Origin of the sequence: Lysinibacillus sp. NPDC048646, from assembly GCF_050272295.1 — a bacterium.
Classification (GTDB): Bacteria; Bacillota; Bacilli; order Bacillales_A; family Planococcaceae; genus Lysinibacillus.
Genome location: NZ_JBNNLZ010000020.1, coordinates 47,221 through 69,084 on the forward strand (window position 1 = coordinate 47,221; position 21,864 = coordinate 69,084).

Here is a 21,864-nt window from a genome sequence, read left to right on the forward strand (position 1 = left end):
AGCATGGTATTTTTTCGATTACTGAGAGCGGAGTTTCTTAAATCAAAAAGGACACCATTTTTGCTAATGCATCTACTTGTCCCTATCATTATTTCAGGGCTGTTTTTAGCATACTATTCCTATTCTCCATGGGATTTCAATGGGAAGGTAACTGCTTATTATCAAGCATTAGCGTGCGGGCTTCCCATTATTATTGGATTAGTTTGTGCAATGTCTTCAGAACAGGAAGCATCAGCAGGTCATTTTCAGCTAATGTTAACTGCGACTAGCATAAAAATATTAGCATTTGTAAGCAAATTGCTGCACTTATTATTATTCAGTTTTGCCGCAATACTGTTCTCTATTTTAGTGTTTAGTTTTGGCTTTATTGAAATCTTACATGAAGACCGATTTGATGTTCAGTTTTATGTGATAGGCGCGTGTATTTTATTCGGAAGTACTATATTTTTATATATTTTACATCTTTTTACAAGTCTTCGTTTTGGCAAAGGTGCCTCAATTGGCCTAGGTATTGTGGAAGCACTTTTGGTCGCTTTACTGTTGACAGGTCTAGGTGATGGCATTTGGTCATTTATTCCATATGGTTGGGGTGGTCATTTCATTTCTTTTTGGGCACTTTATGAGAGTGGTGTGGAGCTGTCAGTCGTGCATACGGGATTACAAGTGGGTATGATTACATGTATTAGTGCAACATTGCTGGCATTTATATGGGCTTGTTTATGGTTTTGGCGTTGGGAAGGAAGAAAGTCTGAGGGTTAGAAAAAGTAAGAATGTTGAGGTAAGGTGTATGGCAAAAGTGTTAGCAGTGGATGATGAGGCAGATATATTAGTATTGATAAAAAATGCCTTAATAAAAGATAATCACCTTGTGACTGTTGTATCTGATGCAACAGAAGTATGTAAACTGGATCTTGGAAATTTCGATTTAATATTACTCGATGTGATGATGCCGACTATAGACGGGTTCACTTTGTGTAGGCAAATTCGTCCTGCTGTAGATTGCCCTATACTTTTTTTAACAGCTAAAACGTTAGAGGAAGATCTTATGTATGGTCTCGGACTTGGAGCAGATGACTATCTTGTAAAACCTTTTGGCATCGGAGAGCTACGTGCAAGAGTGAATGCCCATTTGAGACGCGAAAAACGAGGCAGACGGAGCATTCTATATACGGATGAGGTTCACTTCAATTTATCAGGCAAAGAGTTATATGTAAGTGAGGAGAAGATAACTCTCACAAAAAGCGAATATGAGATTTGCGAGTTTCTCGCGCGTAACCGTGGTCAGGTTTTTACGAAGGAAAAAATCTACGAAACTATTTTTGGTTTTGACGGGAAAAGTGACAGCATGGCAATTACGGAGCATATAAAAAATATTCGCGCTAAGCTACACGCCTTTGACGTGGATGTAATTGACACGGTTTGGGGGATTGGCTATAAATGGAGAATATAAAGCCGAGTAAAGGAACACGCCTTCATTCATTTTTTCTTCGATATCTACTTTCCTTCAGTATCGGTACAATATTATTAGTGGCTATACTGCTTGGCTTATTTCTATTAGCCTTTTCTATTAATATTATTTTGCCAGCAAATTATGTCGAATCTCAGATTTCTTTCACTAAAAATCGCATTGCTTCAAGCGATACAGTAACTGCTGATATGATACCTGATCTTGTAGACTACGCTGTCTATTCTAAACAAGGTACATTTATGTCAGGTAATCTTTCAGCAAAGGAAGCGATCGATGCTTGGAATTTAATGCAAAGGGGAGAAAACAAGGGTGGTTCCCAATTTTACACGTTTATACAGCGTGAAAATGAGGTTTGTATATTGCGCTATTATTTAGTACCGCAATATCGCTCCGCTATATTAAGAGAGTACTTACCAAATCCACAACTATTGATGTTCCTAATATTTATAGTAGGCATTTTTGCTCAAGCGACAGTGCTTGCTGTCCACTTTGGCAGACGTTTAAAGAAGAAAATGATGGGTTTACAAGATGCTATAAAAAAAATACAACATCAAAATTTAGATTTCACCATTGCTCCGTCTGGAATACGTGAAATCGATGAAATAGCATCTTCATTTGGGCACATGAAAGATGCACTGCATAGTTCATTAAAGCAGCAATGGGAGTTAGAGCAATCCCGTAGAGAACAGATTTCTGCGCTTGCTCATGACATCAAAACGCCATTAACGATTATTCGAGGGAATGCTGAGCTGTTACAAGAAACACAACAGGACGCTACGCAACGAGCATATAATGATTATATTTTAAAAAATACCATTGTAATTGAACAATTCACAAAAGAACTGATGGATTTATCTAAAATGGAAAAAAATACGGCACATGAAAAAAAATCCATTATAACAGAGGCTTTTCTTGCAGAGGTGAAGAATCAAATGAAGGCTCTTTCTTGTGAGAAAAGTCTTCAGGTGTGTATCCACAAAGAAAAGCTTCCAGAGTGTATTGCTATTAATAAAGAATCCTTTTATCGGGCTATTTTAAACGTCATTGTCAATGCTGTGGAGTACACCCCCTTTAATGGTAAAGTTACTTTATCTGTTCAAGGAACCTCTGATGATGTTCGATTTATCGTTACAGACAATGGCCATGGTTTCTCCCCAAAAGATGTGAAAGAGGCTACAAAGCAATTTTATAGGGGCGATTCCAGTCGGAATACCGGTAATCATCATGGTATGGGACTTTACATTGCTCAATCGATTGTACAAAACCATGGAGGTACTTTGCTAATTGCTAATGATAGTTCATCTGGTGGAGGACAGGTAACAATAACTATTCCAATTCGTAATAGAGAAGTAGGTGGCAATGAGATGATTTCGCTACATAGTTGAAATCATCTTTTTTCTGCATAGTTAAAAGGGGGAATATCAGGGCAATAATGTTAAAAAATGCTACAATAAAAGAAAAAAGAAGAGGCGATGTACGTGGATAACGTCATTGATTTTATTGCGAAGAAAAAGGAACGTGAAGAAAGACAGCGTGCACAAGATTTAGAGCATTACGTTGCATGCCATTGTAAGCTCCATCAGCCTGAAAATATTGATGCTTTGGTAGAAGGAAAAGTACTAAAGGTGAAAGATCATACATTATTTTTAGGCTTTCTTTCCATTTTAAAGGATGAAGAAATTGAGCCACTTGAGATTTTTCAGGATGTTTTTACATTTGAGCCTGCCCGTTTTGAAATGGACTACAATATGAAATGGTGGTCAGTTGTGCAGTTAGCTTTTACATTTTTATCAATTTTAAAGGAAAATGAACCGCATACATATGCAAATTTCCTTGGTTTGTCTGAATAATCTAGGGGGTATGTGCACGTTTGAAGCACTGTACAAACGTGCGCATACAAAACTAGATTCCACTTATTACCCCTATCAGAAGAAAATAGGCTCATCACCATAACGTGGAGTTGATTTCCGTTCCGACTGGGCGCTTTCCTGGGGGCGTCCGCTGAGCCGCTTCACTCGCGTGGCTCGCTCCAGGGTCTCATCTGTGACGCTGATCCTCAAGGAGTCGCCCAGCCTCCACTCCAATCAACTAATATAAAGTGAAACTTCAATCATTGGAGGTTTTCTTCATCCCCCACAATAAATAGAGGAACACAAGCTAAAACCTTCACATCCTGTGAAAAAGCTTGTGTGACCAACATCCTGTCGCTGCCGCTTCGCTTTCGCACATAAAACATCTGTCGCTGCCGCTGCGCTTTCGCACATAAAACATTTGTCGCTGCCGCTTCGCTTTCGCACAAAAAACATCTGTTGCCCCGAACCAATCGGGCTTTTACGGACAGTTGATCGCCCAGCTAGTTGACTCTCACTCATCTTTCCACTTGAGGTGGGCGTCTTGTACCTGACGCTTCGCTTTCGGAACAGATAAATTACTGACAGTTAATGCGGGATAAATGGTATACATTTTAACAAATGTCATCCCCAACTTTTGGTGATGAGCCAGAAAATAATAATCTTTACAATTCCCCTAATTATCCAACATGCTTCATAGAGTTTATAATTCCTCAATAATTTTTACCGAATATTTTTAAGCGCTCCATACTTGCTTAATGTTTGTTTTATATGATTACTGTTGTAAGCAAATAAAAATAAACATAAACAAATGGAGGGTCCATCTTATGGCAATTCAAAAGTTGTGGAAGAAAAGTCTAATCGGTGTATTAGCGATTTCAATGTTGGCTGCTTGTTCTGATAGTACAGCTAACTCGCATGACGTAAACAGTGATTTGACGCTTGACGAAATTACTGAAAAAGCGAAAGAAGAAGGTACTGTAAACTCTGTCGGGATGCCTGATACATGGGCGAACTGGGTGGAGACGTGGCAAGAATTGGATGCGGAATATAGTCTGAAGCACAAAGATACAGACATGTCGAGTGCAGAAGAGCTAGCTAAGTTTGAAGCAGAAAAAGAAGATGCCACAGCCGATATTGGCGATGTAGGGATTGCATTTGGACCAATTGCGAAAGATAAGGGCTTAACATTACCGTATAAAACATCTTATTGGGATGATATTCCACAATGGGCGAAAGATGATGAAGGACATTGGATTGTTGGCTATACAGGAACAATTTCATTTTTAACAGATACAAATAATGTGAAAAACGTCCCAACATCTTGGGCGGACATTAAAAATGGCAATTATACTGTCAGTATTGGTGATGCCTTAACAGCGAACCAAGCGCAATTTGCGATTTTGGCAGCCGCAATGGCTTTCGGTGGTGATGAGTCGAATATTCAACCTGGTATTGACTTTTTTGCGGACTTAGCTAAACAAGGACGTTTACAAGGAGATCCGTCTGTTGCCAATTTAGAAAAAGGTGAAATTGATGTAGCCATCTTATGGGACTTTAATGCGCTGGGCTATCGTCACCAAATTGATGAAGACCGATTTAATGTAGTTGTCCCATCAGAAGGTTCGGTGACATCAGGCTACGCGACGGTTATCAATAAGTATGCGAAAAACCCACATGCTGCTATGTTAACACGAGAATATATTTTATCGGACGCAGGACAGGAAAACTTAGCGAAGGGTTATGCACGCCCCATTCGTGACAATGTTGAATTATCTCAAGATGTGAAGGCTTTATTACTGCCAGCAGAGATGTATAAAAATGCACAACCAGTAAAAGATCAAAAGCAATGGGAAGAAACAACGAAGCAAATTCCACAAATTTATCAAGAGCAGGTTTTAATTTATGCAAAATAATAAAGTTGTCCTTATTGTCGTAGATGCACTTCGATTTGATACGGCCTGTTCACATATGGGATTCATGCAACATTTAATAGAACGCAAAATAGCCGCAAGATATGAAGTTTGTTCGGAGGTGCCATCATTATCGCGGCCATTATACGAAACCATTTTAACGGGTACACCGCCTATCGTACACGGTGTCACAAGCAATATGACGGTGCGTTTATCCACGCAACATAGTTTATTTCATTTGGCTAAATCAAACGGTTTAACTACTGCAGCTGCTGCTTATTATTGGGTAAGTGAATTATATAATCGTGCACCATTTATGCATATGGAGGACAGATTGCAGTTCAATATGCAGCTTCCGATTGAAAATGGAATGTTCTACTTTGAGGATCACTATCCAGATAGCCATTTATTTGCGGATGCAGCATGGTTAATGGATCAAAAGCAACCAGATTTCTTATATATTCATCCGATGAATGTGGATGATGACGGGCATAAATTTACGGCAGATTCACCACAGTACCGTAACCGTGTGTTAGCCGTTGATGCACTGCTATCTTTGTTTATTCCAAAATGTTTGGCGCAAGGCTATGAGATTATTGTCACAGCGGATCATGGGATGACAAGTGATGGTAATCATGGTGGTACAACTTCAGAGGATCGTCATGTACCGATGTTTGTCGTTTCTAATAATGTGAAAGCTGGTATTAAAAATGGAATTGTGTCGCAATTGCAAGTTGCGCCACTGTGCTGTTATTTATTGAATATTGAACCCTCAGAGGAGATGGTTCCTCTCTTATTAGAGGGTGTGCATTCATTAAAAGAGGCCTAATGAATGCCTATATTCTACTTTACTAACAGAAAGAAGTGGTTGAAGTGATCTCGAAACGGCAAGCATTTGCCTGGCTCGTCCCATTCCTATTACTTGTGCTGTTATTCTTTTTAGTACCATTACTGTATATGGTAATCACAAGCTTTAGTAATAGTGAAGGCTTTACGTTTAAACATTATCAATCTGTCCTAACAAATGACTATATACTACAAGGTTTTAAAAATAGTATTACATTGTCAGCGATCTCCGCCGTGATAGCATTGATTGTGACATTGTTTGCAGTCTATGCCGTCATGCGCTTTTCGGAGCCAATTCGAGAGAAAATTCTAATTTTGATAAATTTAACGTCCAATTTTTCAGGCATTCCATTAGCCTTTGCTTTCATTGTGTTGCTGGGTAACAGCGGGTTATTTACGTTGCTTTTTGAAAAATGGGACATTGGTGCATTATCGTCATTTTCTCTGTATAGCTGGAGTGGCTTACTACTGATTTATATTTATTTTCAGTTGCCATTAGCATTGATGCTGTTGTATCCAATTTATGATGGGATACAACAACAATGGAAAGAAGCGGCTGCACTTCTTGGTGCATCTACATGGCAATTTTGGGTGAAAATTGGCATCCCTGTCATGCTACCAGGTATAGTTGGAACATTTAGTGTGTTGTTTGCCAATGCGATGGGTGCCTATGCGTCGGCCTATGCATTAACCAGCAGTAATTACAATTTGGTTGCAATACGTATCGGTTCGCTTATTAAGGGAGATATATTTGCCCAGCCAGAACTTGCAAGTGCGATTGCGGTGTTACTAGCAGTAACGATGGTAATGGCGATGTTATTAAGTGAATGGAGCATCAAAAAGACAAGGGGGAAATTATAATGAAAAAGAGAGGCTTTGCTGATTTCTTTTTCCTCCTTTTCGTTTTGTATCTAGTATTACCGATTGTTGCAACGACCCTATACGCATTTTCTGCTAAATGGAATAAAACGATTTTACCAGAGGGGCTGACGTTCAAGTGGCTTGTAACATTATTTCAAGATGCACAATTTATCCAAGCGTTTGGGCGCTCTGTCTTATTATCAGGGGGAGCGGTCGTAGTAGCAATGTTAGTGATTGTTCCAGCGATATTTATCATTGTTTTGTATTTTCCGAATTATGAAAAATGGATTCAAGTGGCAGTTGTCATGGTGTATTCCTTCCCAGGGGTTATTTTAGCAGTAGGATTAATTCGTGTTTATTCCACAGTAGGTGTACCAATGATCTTAGTTGTGGTGGGTGCCTATGTTATTGGTATTTTGCCATATATTTATCAAGGCACACGCAATAGTCTGCGTAATGTAGACGCAAGGCAACTTTTAGATGCAGCGCAATTACTTGGCGCCTCTAAAATGCAGGCTTTTATGAAAATACTTTTACCAACTGTCTATCCAGGTCTATTTGCGGGTGCATTATTATCATTTTCAGTGCTGTTTGGTGAGTTTGTCCTCATTAATTTAGTTGTAGGTTCACGCTTTGAAACTGTGCAAATTTATTTAATGAAAAAACTAAGTGCAAGTGGACACATTGCAAGTGCTGTTGTCTTTATTTATCTCGTTCTTATGGGCATATTAACGTTTGTTATCGCACTGTTAACAAAACGATCGAAAGGTGCTACAAATATATGAGCTATATTGTCATAGAAGGGCTTCATAAAAAGTATGGCCATTCAACAGTTTTATCAAATATTAATATGAGGATTGAACAAGGGGAATTTATTACTCTTTTAGGACCAAGTGGCTGTGGAAAAAGTACAATTTTACGCATTGTCGCAGGTTTAACAGATGCATCTGCAGGTTGTATTGAAATTGAAGGAAAAGACATGCATGGTATTCAACCGAAAGACCGTCAAGTCGGGATGGTCTTTCAATCCTACGCGTTATTTCCTAATATGACCGTCAAAGAAAATATAGTATTCGGCTTGCACATGCAAAAAGTGAATAATGCTGAAATTGAGCAACGTGTGCAAGAGATGCTTGCCATTGTCCATTTAACTGAAAAAGCGAATGCTTATCCAAAGGAACTGTCTGGTGGTCAGCAGCAACGTGTTGCTTTAGCACGTGCATTAATTGTACGTCCAAAGGTATTGCTTTTAGATGAACCACTTAGTGCACTGGATGCACAAATTCGAAAAAAATTGCAGGAAGATTTACGAGCGATTCAACAACAGCTCAATATGACGATGATATTGGTAACACATGATCAGGAAGAGGCAATGGCTGTTTCTGATAAAATATTTGTCATGAGTAATGGAGAAATTGCACAGAGCGGAACACCTACTGCCATTTATACAAAACCGGAAAGTGAATTTATAGCTAATTTTATTGGGCATTATAATGTCTTTATACGGCAAGCACTGGAGAAAATGATCGGTCGCACCTTGCCAGGAGATGGCTTGAAATTTGCTATTCGTCCAGAGGCCATTCATACACAAGCAATGGATGGGGATATTTGTTTTTCGGGTGTAGCGAAGCAGTCATTGATGACTGGTAATGTCATTCGTACTACCTTTGAGGGTGAATGTATGTTTACAATGGAACAATTACATCAACGAGGACAATTGTTTGAAATGGGCAAAAAATATGAGTGCTATGTGGCAAAGGAAGATGTGATTGCATTATCATGACTTATGCAAAAATTGAACGTTTCGATTATATTTTAAAGCAACTAGAAGTGGATGGGAAAATAATTGTCGCAAACATTGCAGATGCACTTCAAGTAGCACCAGAAACTATCCGGCGGGATTTGGATGAACTAGAGGAACAGCATTTATTAACGCGTGTACACGGTGGAGCAATACAGTATACGAATGTCAGAACAGAACCAGCGTTTTTGCGTAAGCTTCAAATGCAAAAAGAGGCGAAGTGTAACATAGCTCGGCTAGCTGCGAAGCGTATATGTGATGGGGATACGATCGCTGTTGATACAGGAACAACAACGGTACATATTGCAGATTACTTAATGGCGGTCGATGATATTACCGTCGTCACAAATTCCATAGCAGCAGCTGCACAGTTTAATTTAGCCATTGAAGAGAGACGTATGACGGGCAAGGTAATTTTGCTAGGTGGGACGACCAATCCAAGACAGTCCTCTGTCGCAGGTGCCATGACATTGGAGTGGCTGGGCAATATGAACTTTGACAAAGCCTTTTTATCATGTGGCGGCATTAAGGGTGGTATTGTCTATGATTATGATTTGGATGAATCGCTCATTTCTCAAAAGATGCTTGAAAATAGCAAAACGACCATTTTATTAACCGATGCTACAAAAATTAATGGCCAATCATTTTATCAAATTTGTCACTTGGCAGATTGCACAGATATAATTTGTGATGTGGCATGCCCAGAAGGATGGCAAGCATACGAAGAAATGTGGACGATAGCTAATGGAGGGAAAAGCTGATGACAATTGATTATCATGTGCATGTAGAGGAGGGACCCTACTCATTCCGTTGGTTAGAACGCACTTCGCAGGCCATGGCATTTTTTGATGAGGCTGAAGTTATTTCGAAGGGCTCAAAAGGGCTTATCGAGAGGCAAATACAGGCCTTAGCACAACGATTGCAAAAGGGTTGTTACAGTGAAGAGTGGCTCGATTTATATTTGCAGCAGGCAAAGCGACTAGGGTTACGAGAGGTTGGTATAGTCGATCATTTGTATCGATTTAAGGAGACACGTGCTTACTTTGAACGCTATATGCAGTTGGATGAAAGGTCAGAGGTCGGTAAATTGCAACGTTACTGGCTAGATAGTGTAATGACTGAACAGATGGATACTTTTGTATCAGCCATTACCAACGCAAAGGAAAAATGGCGTCGCCATGGTGTTGCATTAAAGCTTGGTATAGAAGCGGATTATTTTGTAGGTGGTGAGGAAGAGCTAGCATCACTATTACAAGACTATCCATGGGATTATGTTATTGGTTCTGTGCATTTTGTGGACGGCTGGGGCTTTGACAATCCGCAAACGCAGAATATATTTGAGAACATGGATGCAGAGGCATTGCAGGAGAAGTATGGACGATTTTTTTCGACTGTGGAGAACATGATACACGCAAGGATGTTTGATTTTGTGGCGCATTTGGATAATTTTAAAGTCTTTAACTATCAGATTAAAGATGAGACTTTTTTACATGCATGGTATGTGCAAATTGCTGAGGCGCTTGTCTCAACACAAACAGCTACGGAAATTAATGCAGGGTTATATTATCGATATCCCGTAAAGGAAATGTGCCCTGGTTCTCATTTCTTACAAGTGTTGGTTGAACAGGGCGTAGAATTTACAGTTTCCTCAGATGCCCATTTCCCTGATGATGTAGGGAAGTTTACCTTTGCCAATACAGATGTGCTAAAAGGTCTTGGTGTTCAATCGATACTAGGGTTTGATGAGCGTAAAAAGAAATATATCGAGCTATAATTTGATTGAAGGGTCACCGGTGATACAGGTCATCGGTGGCTTTTTTTAACGTTAGCAGAGAGTGACGGATAGAACCGGCAAAGTGACGGATAGAACCGTCGAAGTGACGGATAGAACCGGCAAAGTGACGGATAGAACCGTCGAAGTGACGGATAGAACTGTCGAAGTGACGGATAGAACCGTCGAAGTGACGGATAGAATCGTTAGAGTGACGGATAGAACTGGCAAAGTGACGGATAGAATCGTTAAAGTGACGGATAGAACTGTCGAAGTGACGGATAGAATCGTTAGAGTGACGGATAGAACTGGCAAAGTGACGGATAGAATCGTTAAAGTGGCGGATAGAACCTTCGAAGTGACGGATAGAACCGGCAAAGTGAAAGAAAGTGTATTTAAGTCGAAACCTCGACATTTAGTACGCAAACCTTGTAGGAAGTAGTAATCATTCAGTATAATAGTAAAATGGGAATTCGAATGCAGGAATTTCGTTTGAAAGGAGTTACCTGATTGCAATGAATGAGGAACAACGATTAGCCAGTCAACATGTCAATCAACCGAAAAAAGAAGACAAGCCTGAAAAGGATTATAGTCAATATTTTGAGAAGGTCTTTACAGCACCTTCATTAAAAGATGCTAAAAAACGTGGGAAAGAAGAAATTAAGTACCACAAGGATTTTAATATTGCAGAAGAGTTTGCAGGCATGGGCGCGGGGCGTACGTTTTATATCCGTACATATGGCTGCCAAATGAATGAGCACGATACTGAAGTTATGGCCGGGATATTTATGCAACTTGGCTATACAGCAACAGAGATGATTGAGGAAGCAGATGTTGTGTTGCTAAATACATGCGCAATTCGTGAAAATGCGGAAAACAAAGTATTTGGCGAACTTGGTTTCCTGTTAAAATATAAACGTAAAAATCCAGAAATGCTCATCGGTGTATGTGGCTGTATGTCACAGGAAGAATCTGTGGTAAACAAAATATTAAAAACGTATCCACACGTCGATATGGTATTCGGAACGCATAATATTCACCGACTGCCGAATATTTTAAAAGAAGCCTATATGTCGAAGGAATTGGTCATTGAAGTTTGGTCAAAAGAGGGCGATGTTATTGAAAACCTGCCTAAAAAACGTCTTGGTTCCATTAAGGCTTGGGTCAATATTATGTACGGCTGCGATAAGTTTTGTACGTATTGTATTGTACCGTATACGCGTGGTAAGGAACGTAGTCGCCGACCGGAGGAAATCATTGCCGAAGTGCGAGAGCTAGCGGCTTCGGGCTATAAAGAAATCATGCTACTTGGCCAAAATGTCAATGCGTATGGAAAAGATTTTGAGGACATTGAATACCGACTGGGTGATTTAATGGATGAACTAAGAAAAATCGATATTCCACGTATTCGTTTTACAACGAGTCATCCACGTGACTTTGATGATCATTTAATTGAGGTACTTGTAAAGGGTGGTAACCTCGTTGAGCATATTCATTTGCCCGTGCAATCAGGTTCAAATGAAGTGTTAAAAATAATGGCGCGCAAATATACACGGGAGCACTTCCTTGGCTTAGTGGATAGAATTAAAGCGGCTATCCCAGGGGTAACATTGACAACTGATATTATTGTTGGTTATCCAAACGAAACAGAGGAGCAATTCGAAGAGACGCTGTCTTTGTATCGTGAAGTCGGCTTCGATATGGCGTTTACGTATATTTATTCTCCTCGTGAGGGTACGCCAGCAGCGAAGATGATTGATAATGTTCCAGAAGATGTGAAAAAAGAACGTCTTCATCGTTTAAATGCCGTTGTACAAGAGTATTCTAGAAAAGCTTTAGAAGGTTTAGAAGGCGAGATTGTAGAAGTGTTAGTTGAGGGGACGAGTAAACGTCGTGAAGATGTCCTTGCAGGTTACACACGTAAAAATCGCCTCGTGAATGTTAAAGCGCCAGCAGAGCTTATTGGTCAGTTAGTAAACGTTAAAATAATCGAAGCTACTTCTTATTCATTACGTGGTGAATTTGTGGAAGTAGTAAAAAATGAAAAGGTGGAAGCGTAAATGACAGAAGTATTGTATACAAAAGAAGATTTAATTAAGAAATCACATGAAATTGCACACATGATTGCCAATACACCAGAAGTTGAGTTTTTCAAAAAGGCAGAAGCACAAATTAACGAAAATCAACTTGTACGTGAACGTATTGCTAGTTTAAAGAGCTTGCAAAAACAAGCAGTAAATTTCCAACACTTAGGTAAAGAAAAAGCGCTGAAAATGATTGAAGATAAAATCGCGAAAATCGAAGAAGAAATTAATGCAATCCCAGTTGTTCAACAATTTAAAGATTCACAAGTGGATGTGAATGATTTATTACAATTAGTGTCAAACACAATTGCTAACAATGTCACGAATGAAATTATTCGCTCAACAGATGGCGATTTACTACGTGGTGAAACAGGCTCATACGTAGCAAATACACAACCTGGTAGCTGCTCATAAATAATAGAAGTAAAGGCTCGAATGACTGCATTCGGGCTATTTTTTATCTTGGTAGGGAGCAAAAAGTGCTTAGGAGATGCTGCTTGCAGCTAAGTGAATATGAACTTTAACAGTAGCTTTCGTTTGCTCGAGAAGTTTTGAGCGTGATTTGGCAACCATGCCCGTAATCTGAAAAAGATATAAAGTGATTCGACTGGATTCTATGAAATATGTTCACCCAATGGGCGCTACCTGCATATGATGGAGTGAAAAGAGTCGAAGGAGGAATTGCGCTGAAACGTTTACGACAAATCGTGACGAAAGCAGTAGTTGCCAAGGGGAAGAAGAGAACGGAAGATCGTGTTACATTATGTCCAACAAATAAACCGACGAGTATTCTGGGTTGCTGGGTAATCAATCATACTTGCTCAGCAAAAAGAGTCGGTAAATTTGTAGAAGTATCAGGGAAATTTGATGTCAATGTATGGTATGCCTATAGTAACCATTCGAAAACAGCTGTGTTTTCAGAAACGGTTCACTATAAAGACAAAGTAAAACTACATTACAGAGACGGTGAAGTTAGTGTTAGCGATGATGTACGTGTTCGTGTGATCCAAGAGCCAAATTGCATGGAAGCGGTAATTTCTCCATGTGGTACGAAATTTGAAATAGTAGTTGAACGAGAAATTGTCGTAGAAGTAATGGGTGAAATGACAATTTGTATTAGTGTGCACCCACTAGATTTCGAAGAAGAATGGAGTTTAAATGATGAAAGTTCATCCTCATCTTCATCTAGCTCCAGTTCAAGTTCAAGTTCAAGTTCGTCGTCTAGCTCAAGCGATGAAGGAAGGTATGTATTAGAGTCTTCATCGTTTCCTGATGAGCGTCCAAGATAAAACACAACAAGAAGTTTTTTTGATACATGCGAAATGCTAGCATCTTTACAAAGGTGAAATAGGCGTTTCGCATGTATCTTTTGTTATAATGAAATTATCTTCAATCAGCAAAAGGCGTCTCCTTTTATTATAGGAGATAATTGCGGGATAAACTTTCTGTTCAATGAGTGTTTATATACTAGCTGAATGAAGAAAAAGCCTCCGGCGGATGTCAAAGATTTTGAAAAGAGTGAATTGTGCAAGCACAATTCAAAATCTGGACGCAAATACGCCAAGGCGAATTTGATCTATATGGTAAGAGCGAGGGAAGATAAAATGACAACTTATACACCAATGATGCAACAATATTTGCAGGTAAAAGAAGATTACAAGGATGCCTTTTTATTTTTTAGATTAGGTGACTTCTACGAGATGTTTTTTGAAGACGCAGTGAATGCCTCACAAATTTTAGAAATTACGTTAACAAGTCGAGATGCAGGCGCGAAGGACCGTATTCCAATGTGCGGTGTGCCTCATCATTCGGCTAAAAACTATATTGAATCACTCGTTCAAAAAGGTTATAAGGTCGCAATTTGTGAGCAAACGGAAGATCCAAAACAAGCAAAGGGCGTAGTCAGACGTGAAGTGGTACAGCTTATCACACCAGGTACAATTATGGAAGGTAAGGCCCTTGAAGGTAAATCGAATCATTTTATTGGTGCAGCGGAGCAGTTAGATACTACTACCTTTGGCTATGCCTATTTAGACTTATCGACGGGTGAAGCAACAGCATCATCTATTGAAGGCGATGGGAAAGCACTATTAATGCAAATGCAGGCATATGGTATTCGTGAGCTTGTCGTAACAGAGAGTCTACAGATTTTATTGGCAGAGCATGCTGTGAATTTAGGGATTGTGTTGTCTGTTGAAGTAGATGAAATGGCATTGGACAAGGTTGTGAATTATGTAGAAGCGGTACCAGCACAATTACAAGTGGCTTGCGTCCGTTTACTTGCCTATATTGACAAAACACAAATGCGCTCATTATCGCATATTCAAGCGTTCACATTTAATGAAATGAAAAATTATTTACGTATTGATTCGAGCTCAAAACGTAATTTAGAGCTGATACAATCAATTCGTGGTGGCGACCAAAAAGGTACATTGCTTTGGTTATTAGATGATACGGTTACAGCAATGGGGGGGCGTAAGTTAAAACAATGGATACATCAACCCCTTGCAACGCGTTCTGCAATTGAGTCGAGACTAGAAATTGTCACTGATTTATTAGAAGAATATTTTGTGAGAACAGAATTACAAACTGCTCTTAAACAAGTATATGATTTAGAGCGTTTGGCGGGTCGAGTGGCATTTGGCAATGTGGGGGGCCGTGATTTGGCACAGCTCCGTGATTCACTACGTCAAGTACCAATGATCGTGCAACAACTTTTAGAATCAAGCAAAGACACACTGCAAGAATTAGGGAGTGCACTTGATATATGTGCAGATGTCGAGACGTTACTGGCACACGCTATTACTGATAATCCACCTATTACCATTAAAGAAGGCGATGTCATTCGCGATGGTTACAATGATCGTTTAGATGAACTACGCTACGCATCTCGAAATGGCAAGGACTGGATTGCACAGTTGGAGCAAGAAGAACGTGTGAAAACGGGTATTAAAAATTTGAAAATCGGTTATAACCGTATTTTTGGCTATTATATTGAAATTACAAAATCCAATATTCATTTAGCAGATTTAACACGCTATGAACGGAAGCAAACGCTGGCCAACGCTGAGCGATATATTACGCAAGAGCTGAAGGAAAAAGAAGCACTCATATTAAATGCTGAAGAAGAAAGTCTGGCGCTAGAATATAATTTATTCGTGGAAATTCGCGAAGAATTAAAGGCTTTTATTCCACGTGTACAAGCTTTAGCGGCCAGTATTAGTGAGTTAGATGTCCTCCTGAGCTTTGCGAGCGTGTCAGAGAAATATCGCTTTACGAAGCCAGAGTTTCATGCAGGGCGCTCGCTGGAGATTCTTGAAGGACGCCACCCTGTTGTTGAAAAAATGTTGAATAAGCAAATGTATGTACCAAATGATTGTGTGCTCGAAGAAAATCACAATATGATGCTGATTACGGGACCAAATATGTCCGGTAAAAGTACGTATATGCGTCAGGTAGCACTCATTGTCGTGATGGCGCAAATGGGTTGCTATGTGCCAGCCGAAAAAGCAAGATTGCCAATCACTGATCAAATCTTCACACGTATTGGCGCTGCAGATGATTTAGCAGCAGGGCAATCAACATTTATGGTGGAAATGTTAGAATCACAGCATGCTATCGTGCATGCGACTAAAAATAGCCTCATGCTGTTTGATGAAATTGGTCGTGGGACTTCCACATATGATGGGATGAGCCTTGCGCAATCGATGATGGAATATATTCACGATAAAATCGGGGCAAATACACTATTTTCAACACATTATCATGAGTTAACGGCACTTGAAAAGGAGCTTCCTCGTCTGCAAAATGTTCACGTATCTGCCACTGAAAAAAATGGCACGGTTGTCTTTTTACATAAGGTGAAAAAAGGAGCTGCCGATAAATCATACGGGATTCACGTGGCACAGCTTGCGCAATTGCCAGAGGAAATTTTGTCAAGAGCACAAGTACTGCTTGAAAAATTCGAGGCAGGCAAAGAGGCAGTGGTGCCACAAGTGGTTGCAGAACAGCCAGTGCAAATGTCGCTATTTGTTGAAGGAGAGCCTGTTTCACCAGCTGAAACAGAGGTTTTAAAAATTCTAGAAAAGGTTAATATTTTGGGCACTTCGCCGATGCAGGCGATGAATATTTTATATGAATTACAGCAGCAATTGGTCAACGCAAAAAAATAAGGAGTGATGCGCTATGGGTAAAATACAAATAATGGATGAATGGCTGTCCAATAAAATCGCGGCAGGGGAAGTTGTCGAAAGGCCAGCATCTGTTGTGAAAGAGCTTGTTGAAAATGCCATTGATGCAGGAAGTACATCCATTGATGTTTTTTTACTAGAAGCGGGGCTCACTTCAATTCAGGTTATTGATAATGGCATAGGCATGGACGAGGATGATGCACTCATCTCTTTTTCACGTCATGCTACAAGTAAAATCCACCAGGAGCATGATTTATTCCGTATTCGAACATTAGGTTTTCGTGGGGAAGCATTAGCGTCCATTGCATCGGTATCAAAAATGACGCTCATTACATCAAATGGCGAATCGGGTACGTATGTAGCGTTAGAAGGTGGACATGTCACTACGCATAAACCCGGACCCTTACGAAAGGGCACGGATATTACGGTAGCACAGCTGTTTTTCAATACACCTGCGCGTTTAAAATATATGAAAACAATTCAAACCGAGCTTGGACATACCATCGATCTGATGAACCGTCTCGCACTTGGAAATCCACAAATTTCCTTTCGATTGCTACATAATGGTCAGCAACTGTTACAGACGAATGGTCGAGGCGATGTGCAGCAGGTATTAGCTGCGATATACGGTGTGCATAATGCAAAAAAAATGGTGCCATTTCAAGGGGAGTCGCATGATTATAAGGTATCGGGCTTTGTATCATTACCTGAAGTGACTCGTGCTTCGAAAAATTATATGTCGCTGTTTGTGAACGGCCGCTGGGTAAAGCATTATTTGGTACAAAAAGCGATTGTGGATGCGTATCATACGTATTTGCCAATCGAGCGTTTCCCAATTGTTGCGCTCTATATTGAAGGAGATCCGTATTTAACGGATGTTAATGTTCATCCAGCAAAGCATCAAATCCGTTTGAGTAAAGAGCCGGAACTACTGAAGCTAATCGAGGAAACGATTCGCGAGACGATTCGTGGTGTAATTCGTGTACCACAGATGGAGAAGAAGGAAAAAGTTGCACTGCCTACCACCGAACAGCTTAATATATGGAAGCCTGCACCTAAGCTGGATGTGGAGAAAATGAATGCCATTGTCGAAAAGCTTTATGATGTGCAAACGGTACAAGAATCAACCTCGCTAGCTGTTGAAAAACTAGAGACCTCTGACGTTGAGATAAGCTGGCAACCAACATTGCCGACCGAAACAAAACCTGTTGAAAGTGTGCTGGAGACGCGAGAGGAAATACCTGAGCAAGAACTATTAAAAGAACCATTTCCTGCCCTCGAAGTAGTCGGGCAAATTCATGGTACGTATATCGTGGCGCAAATGGAGGACGGTTTTTATTTAATCGATCAGCATGCGGCACAGGAGCGCATTAAATATGAATTTTTCCGTGACAAGGTTGGACAAGTGAATCCGAATGAGCGGCAGGCGTTATTGTTACCATTGACCTTTCATTATGCAGCGGACGAGGCACTGATTTTACGTGAAAATGGACTGGAACTTGAAGCGGTCGGTGTATTTTTAGAGGAGTTTGGACAGTCATCGTTTGTTGTGCGAGAGCATCCTAGCTGGTTTCCAAAGGGTGAGGAGCAGGAGATTATTGAAGACTTAATCGAACAGGTTCTGACGACAAAAAAGGCAGACGTGAAAAAATTGCGTGAAGCAGCGGCCATTATGATGAGCTGTAAAAAATCCATTAAGGCGAATCATTATTTAACGAAGGAACAGATGGATGTTTTACTACATGATTTACGCAAGGCTGACAATCCCTTTACATGCCCACATGGACGACCAGTACTCATTCATTTTACAACGTATGAAGTAGAGAAAATGTTTAAACGGGTAATGTAACTAATAAGTACACGTACGCTGTTGCTACAAATTTGCACAGTCAACACATAAAGTGCAAAAGGGGGAGAATGGATGGGTGAATTTATTTTAGCTATTGACCAAGGAACAACGAGCTCGCGTGCAATTTTATTCAATCATAAGGGTGAGATTGCCCATGTGGCGCAAAAAGAATTTCAGCAGTATTTTCCGAAAGCTGGTTGGGTGGAGCATAATGCTAATGAAATTTGGGGCTCTGTCTTAGCTGTCATTGCAGCCGTTTTAACAGAAAGTGGTCATGAAGCAAGCGAAGTTCACGCTATTGGGATTACGAATCAGCGGGAAACAACCGTTATTTGGGATAAACATACGGGGCAGCCTGTCTACAATGCGATTGTATGGCAATCTCGGCAAACGCAGGACATTGTCCATGAATTGAAGAAACAGGATCTTGAGGATTTATTTCAGCAAAAAACAGGTCTGCGTCTCGATGCCTATTTCTCAGCAACGAAAATTAAATGGATTTTAGATAATGTGGAAGGCGCACGTGACAAGGCAGAAAATGGCGATTTATTATTTGGTACGATTGATTCGTGGATTGTTTGGCGATTATCAAAGGGAAAGGCGCATATTACGGATTATTCGAATGCAGCACGTACATTACTTTACAATATTCATGAACTAAAATGGGATGATCAGCTTTGTGAAATTTTGGATATTCCGATGACGATGTTGCCGGAAGTGAAGAATTCATCAGAGGTCTATACGACGACTGCACCAAGTATCTTTTTTGGCGAGAAAATACCGATTGCTGGTATTGCAGGGGATCAGCAAGCCGCACTTTTTGGGCAAACTTGCTTTGATAAAGGAATGGCTAAAAATACGTATGGTACAGGGTGTTTTATGTTATTAAATACAGGACAGCAGGCCGTACATTCTAAAAATGGCTTGCTCACAACGATTGCTTGGGGCATAGACGGCAAGGTGACATATGCGCTAGAGGGTAGCGTTTTTGTAGCAGGCTCAGCGATCCAGTGGTTACGGGATGGACTGCGGATGATTCGTACTGCGGCGGATTCTGAAAAGTATGCAAAAAAGGTAGAAGACACGGATGGTGTATATGTTGTACCTGCATTTGTTGGCTTGGGAACACCGTACTGGGATACGGATGCGCGTGGGGCGATTTTTGGTTTAACGCGTGGCACATCGAAAGAGCATTTTATCCGCGCAACACTTGAATCTTTGGCGTACCAAACAAAGGATGTGCTGGATGCGATGGAGGAAGCAGCTGGGACACCGATTGAGGTACTCCGTGTTGATGGAGGAGCAGTAAATAACAGCCTGTTAATGCAGTTCCAAAGTGATATTTTGCAGTTAAAGGTGGAGTTGGCAAAACTCAATGAGTCAACAGCGCTTGGTGCAGCCTATTTAGCGGGGCTTGCCACTAATTTTTGGCAGAGTAAAGAAACCTTATCCACACTGTGGGTTAATGGAAAAAACTATCATCCAAAGATGGAAGCGGAGCAAGGTCAGGCTTTATATACCGGTTGGCAAAAAGCAGTAGAAGCTACACGTATATTTAAATCATAGCTAATGGGGGAAAAGAGTATGTTTTCATTTGAGCATCGACCTAAAATCATGCATTATTTAGAGCAGTATAGCTTTGATGTATTAGTGATTGGAGGGGGCATTACGGGAGCAGGAATTGCGCTTGATGCCGCCTCAAGAGGATTGTCAGTCGCACTGATTGAGATGCAGGATTTTGCGGCTGGTACGTCAAGTCGTTCGACAAAACTTATTCATGGAGGCCTTCGATATTTAAAACAGTTTGACGTAAGTGTTGTAGCAGAGGTAGGACGTGAACGTGAAATTGTCTATGACAATGCTGTTCATGTCACGATGCCTGAAAAAATGTTGCTTCCTTTATATAAGAAGGGCTCGCTTGGACCATTTACAACATCATTGGCGTTGAAAGTATATGATCGACTAGCAGGTGTGAAAAAGCATGAACGTCGAACGATGCTGAGCGCACAAGAAACTGCAGCACTCGAGCCTCTTTTGAATAGTGACGAGCTTGTTGGTGGAGGCTATTATGTGGAATATCGCACAGATGATGCCCGCCTCACAATTGAAGTACTGAAAAAAGCAGTTGAATACGGGGCGCTTTGTTTAAATTATGCTGAAATGACAGGGTTTTTATATAACAAGAAAAAGCTAGTTGGCGCAAAAGTTAAGAATCATATTACGGGTGAAACAGTGGAAGTCCATGCAGCACAAATTGTCAACGCGGCTGGTCCCTGGGTGGACGAAGTTCGTCAAAAGGATAAAACGATGGACAAGAAACAATTACGCCTGACAAAAGGTGTACATATTGTCCTTGACCAAAAGTATTTTCCGTTGCAACAAGCTGTGTATTTTGATATTCCAGATGGTCGTATGGCGTTTGCGATACCGCGTGATGGTAAGACCTATATTGGCACAACTGATACAGTATATGAAGGTGATCCCGTACATCCTGTGGCGACGCAAGCAGACGTTGATTATTTAATAGCCGCTGCAAAAAATATATTTCCAACAGCAAATATAGCACGTGAGACGGTAGAGTCATCGTGGGCAGGTGTACGACCTCTTATTTTCGAAAAAGGAAAAGATCCTTCAGAAATTTCACGTAAAGATGAAATTTGGACAGCTCCAAGTGGTTTGATGACCATTGCGGGTGGTAAGCTAACAGGCTATCGTCAAATGGCTGAAACCGTCGTCGATAAAATTGTCAAAATGCATAAATTTAAGCATGCTAGTCCATGTATGACACGTGAACTTTCGCTTTCTGGCGCAAAGGGCATAAATGCCATTAATTTCCCTGATTATACTACCTATAAAGCAAGAGAGGGCGTTCAGTACGGTTTAAATTATGATGAAGCAAAACAACTTGTGCAAAAATATGGCACGAATGTCGATGCTTTATTTGAACAGGTGAAATATTTGCATGAACATGGGAGCACAATGCCACTCGCGCTAAATGCGATGCTATTATATGGCATGAAGGAGGAGATGATATATACGCCAAGTGATTTCTTTATCCGTCGTACGGGCTTATTATACTTTGATATTCATGCAGTTAAACGTTATAAGCAGCAGGTTATTCAAGTGATGCAACAACGTTTTCACTATACAGAAGCACAAAAAGACACATATGTTGCTCAGCTAGAACAAGCAATCCTTGATGCGACAAATTTTGCTGAGGAAGGAGTATAG

At 40.4% G+C, this 21,864-nt stretch carries 20 protein-coding genes; 19 read left to right on the forward strand and 1 reads right to left on the reverse strand.

What is annotated here, in order from left to right; translation table 11 throughout:
- Positions 1–3: 3 nt before the first annotated feature.
- The 4 genes from ACQKII_RS18360 (at position 4) to ACQKII_RS18375 (ending at position 3,318) form a co-directional block, all read left to right on the forward strand.
- On the forward strand, positions 4–759 hold the full coding sequence (locus ACQKII_RS18360; protein WP_427461689.1) for a lantibiotic immunity ABC transporter MutG family permease subunit: 756 nt from the start codon (positions 4–6) through the stop codon (positions 757–759).
- A gap of 28 nt (positions 760–787) precedes the next feature.
- Positions 788–1,450, forward strand: coding sequence for a response regulator transcription factor (locus ACQKII_RS18365; protein ID WP_427461691.1), 663 nt, complete (start codon positions 788–790; stop codon positions 1,448–1,450).
- Positions 1,438–2,853, forward strand: a complete 1,416-nt coding sequence (locus tag ACQKII_RS18370) for a sensor histidine kinase (RefSeq protein ID WP_427461693.1) — start codon at positions 1,438–1,440, stop codon at positions 2,851–2,853. Before ACQKII_RS18365 ends, ACQKII_RS18370 begins: the two co-directional genes overlap by 13 nt.
- An 87-nt stretch (positions 2,854–2,940) precedes the next feature.
- Positions 2,941–3,318 carry a 2-oxoglutarate ferredoxin oxidoreductase subunit beta gene (locus ACQKII_RS18375; RefSeq protein WP_427461695.1) on the forward strand — a complete coding sequence of 126 codons (378 nt, stop codon included), beginning with the start codon at positions 2,941–2,943 and terminating at the stop codon, positions 3,316–3,318.
- A 276-nt stretch (positions 3,319–3,594) separates the two neighbouring features.
- Here ACQKII_RS18375 and ACQKII_RS18380 read toward each other — a convergent pair whose 3' ends face one another.
- Positions 3,595–3,840 (reverse strand): hypothetical protein, encoded by a 246-nt coding sequence (locus ACQKII_RS18380; RefSeq protein ID WP_427461697.1) that lies wholly within the window; start codon positions 3,838–3,840, stop codon positions 3,595–3,597.
- A 305-nt stretch (positions 3,841–4,145) separates the two neighbouring features.
- On the opposite strand from ACQKII_RS18380, the gene ACQKII_RS18385 reads away from it, so the two are divergent.
- The 15 genes from ACQKII_RS18385 (at position 4,146) to ACQKII_RS18455 (ending at position 21,864) form a co-directional block, all read left to right on the forward strand.
- A complete protein-coding gene (locus ACQKII_RS18385; protein ID WP_427461699.1) occupies positions 4,146–5,234 on the forward strand; it encodes an ABC transporter substrate-binding protein in 1,089 nt (362 codons plus the stop codon).
- On the forward strand, positions 5,224–6,060 hold the full coding sequence (locus ACQKII_RS18390) for an alkaline phosphatase family protein (RefSeq protein ID WP_427461701.1): 837 nt from the start codon (positions 5,224–5,226) through the stop codon (positions 6,058–6,060). Before ACQKII_RS18385 ends, ACQKII_RS18390 begins: the two co-directional genes overlap by 11 nt.
- Before the next feature lie 44 nt (positions 6,061–6,104).
- Positions 6,105–6,938 (forward strand): ABC transporter permease, encoded by an 834-nt coding sequence (locus ACQKII_RS18395; RefSeq protein WP_427461703.1) that lies wholly within the window; start codon positions 6,105–6,107, stop codon positions 6,936–6,938.
- Positions 6,938–7,723 (forward strand): ABC transporter permease, encoded by a 786-nt coding sequence (locus tag ACQKII_RS18400; protein WP_427461705.1) that lies wholly within the window; start codon positions 6,938–6,940, stop codon positions 7,721–7,723. The genes ACQKII_RS18395 and ACQKII_RS18400 overlap by 1 nt, the downstream gene beginning before the upstream one ends.
- Entirely contained in the window at positions 7,720–8,721 is a 1,002-nt protein-coding gene (locus ACQKII_RS18405; RefSeq protein ID WP_427461707.1) for an ABC transporter ATP-binding protein, read from the forward strand. The genes ACQKII_RS18400 and ACQKII_RS18405 overlap by 4 nt, the downstream gene beginning before the upstream one ends.
- Complete coding sequence (locus tag ACQKII_RS18410) at positions 8,718–9,500, forward strand: DeoR/GlpR family DNA-binding transcription regulator (RefSeq protein WP_427461709.1); 783 nt, start codon at positions 8,718–8,720, stop codon at positions 9,498–9,500. Before ACQKII_RS18405 ends, ACQKII_RS18410 begins: the two co-directional genes overlap by 4 nt.
- Positions 9,500–10,513 carry a histidinol phosphate phosphatase domain-containing protein gene (locus ACQKII_RS18415; RefSeq protein WP_427461711.1) on the forward strand — a complete coding sequence of 338 codons (1,014 nt, stop codon included), beginning with the start codon at positions 9,500–9,502 and terminating at the stop codon, positions 10,511–10,513. The genes ACQKII_RS18410 and ACQKII_RS18415 overlap by 1 nt, the downstream gene beginning before the upstream one ends.
- Before the next feature lie 61 nt (positions 10,514–10,574).
- Positions 10,575–10,952: a hypothetical protein gene (locus ACQKII_RS18420; protein ID WP_427461713.1), complete on the forward strand. Its 378-nt coding sequence runs from the start codon at positions 10,575–10,577 to the stop codon at positions 10,950–10,952.
- Between the two features lie 73 nt (positions 10,953–11,025).
- Positions 11,026–12,570, forward strand: a complete 1,545-nt coding sequence (gene miaB / locus ACQKII_RS18425) for a tRNA (N6-isopentenyl adenosine(37)-C2)-methylthiotransferase MiaB (RefSeq protein ID WP_427461714.1) — start codon at positions 11,026–11,028, stop codon at positions 12,568–12,570.
- Positions 12,571–13,008 (forward strand): RicAFT regulatory complex protein RicA family protein, encoded by a 438-nt coding sequence (locus ACQKII_RS18430; protein ID WP_427461715.1) that lies wholly within the window; start codon positions 12,571–12,573, stop codon positions 13,006–13,008.
- A 209-nt stretch (positions 13,009–13,217) separates the two neighbouring features.
- The gene (gene cotE / locus ACQKII_RS18435; RefSeq protein WP_427461717.1) at positions 13,218–13,883 is read left to right on the forward strand and encodes an outer spore coat protein CotE; all 666 of its coding nucleotides are present in this window, start codon (positions 13,218–13,220) and stop codon (positions 13,881–13,883) included.
- Positions 13,884–14,198: 315 nt separating this feature from the next.
- Entirely contained in the window at positions 14,199–16,766 is a 2,568-nt protein-coding gene (mutS, locus tag ACQKII_RS18440) for a DNA mismatch repair protein MutS (RefSeq protein ID WP_427461719.1), read from the forward strand.
- A gap of 13 nt (positions 16,767–16,779) precedes the next feature.
- Positions 16,780–18,633 carry a DNA mismatch repair endonuclease MutL gene (gene mutL, locus ACQKII_RS18445; protein ID WP_427461721.1) on the forward strand — a complete coding sequence of 618 codons (1,854 nt, stop codon included), beginning with the start codon at positions 16,780–16,782 and terminating at the stop codon, positions 18,631–18,633.
- Between the two features lie 72 nt (positions 18,634–18,705).
- A complete protein-coding gene (gene glpK, locus ACQKII_RS18450) occupies positions 18,706–20,199 on the forward strand; it encodes a glycerol kinase GlpK (RefSeq protein WP_427461723.1) in 1,494 nt (497 codons plus the stop codon).
- Between the two features lie 18 nt (positions 20,200–20,217).
- Complete coding sequence (locus tag ACQKII_RS18455; RefSeq protein ID WP_427461725.1) at positions 20,218–21,864, forward strand: glycerol-3-phosphate dehydrogenase/oxidase; 1,647 nt, start codon at positions 20,218–20,220, stop codon at positions 21,862–21,864.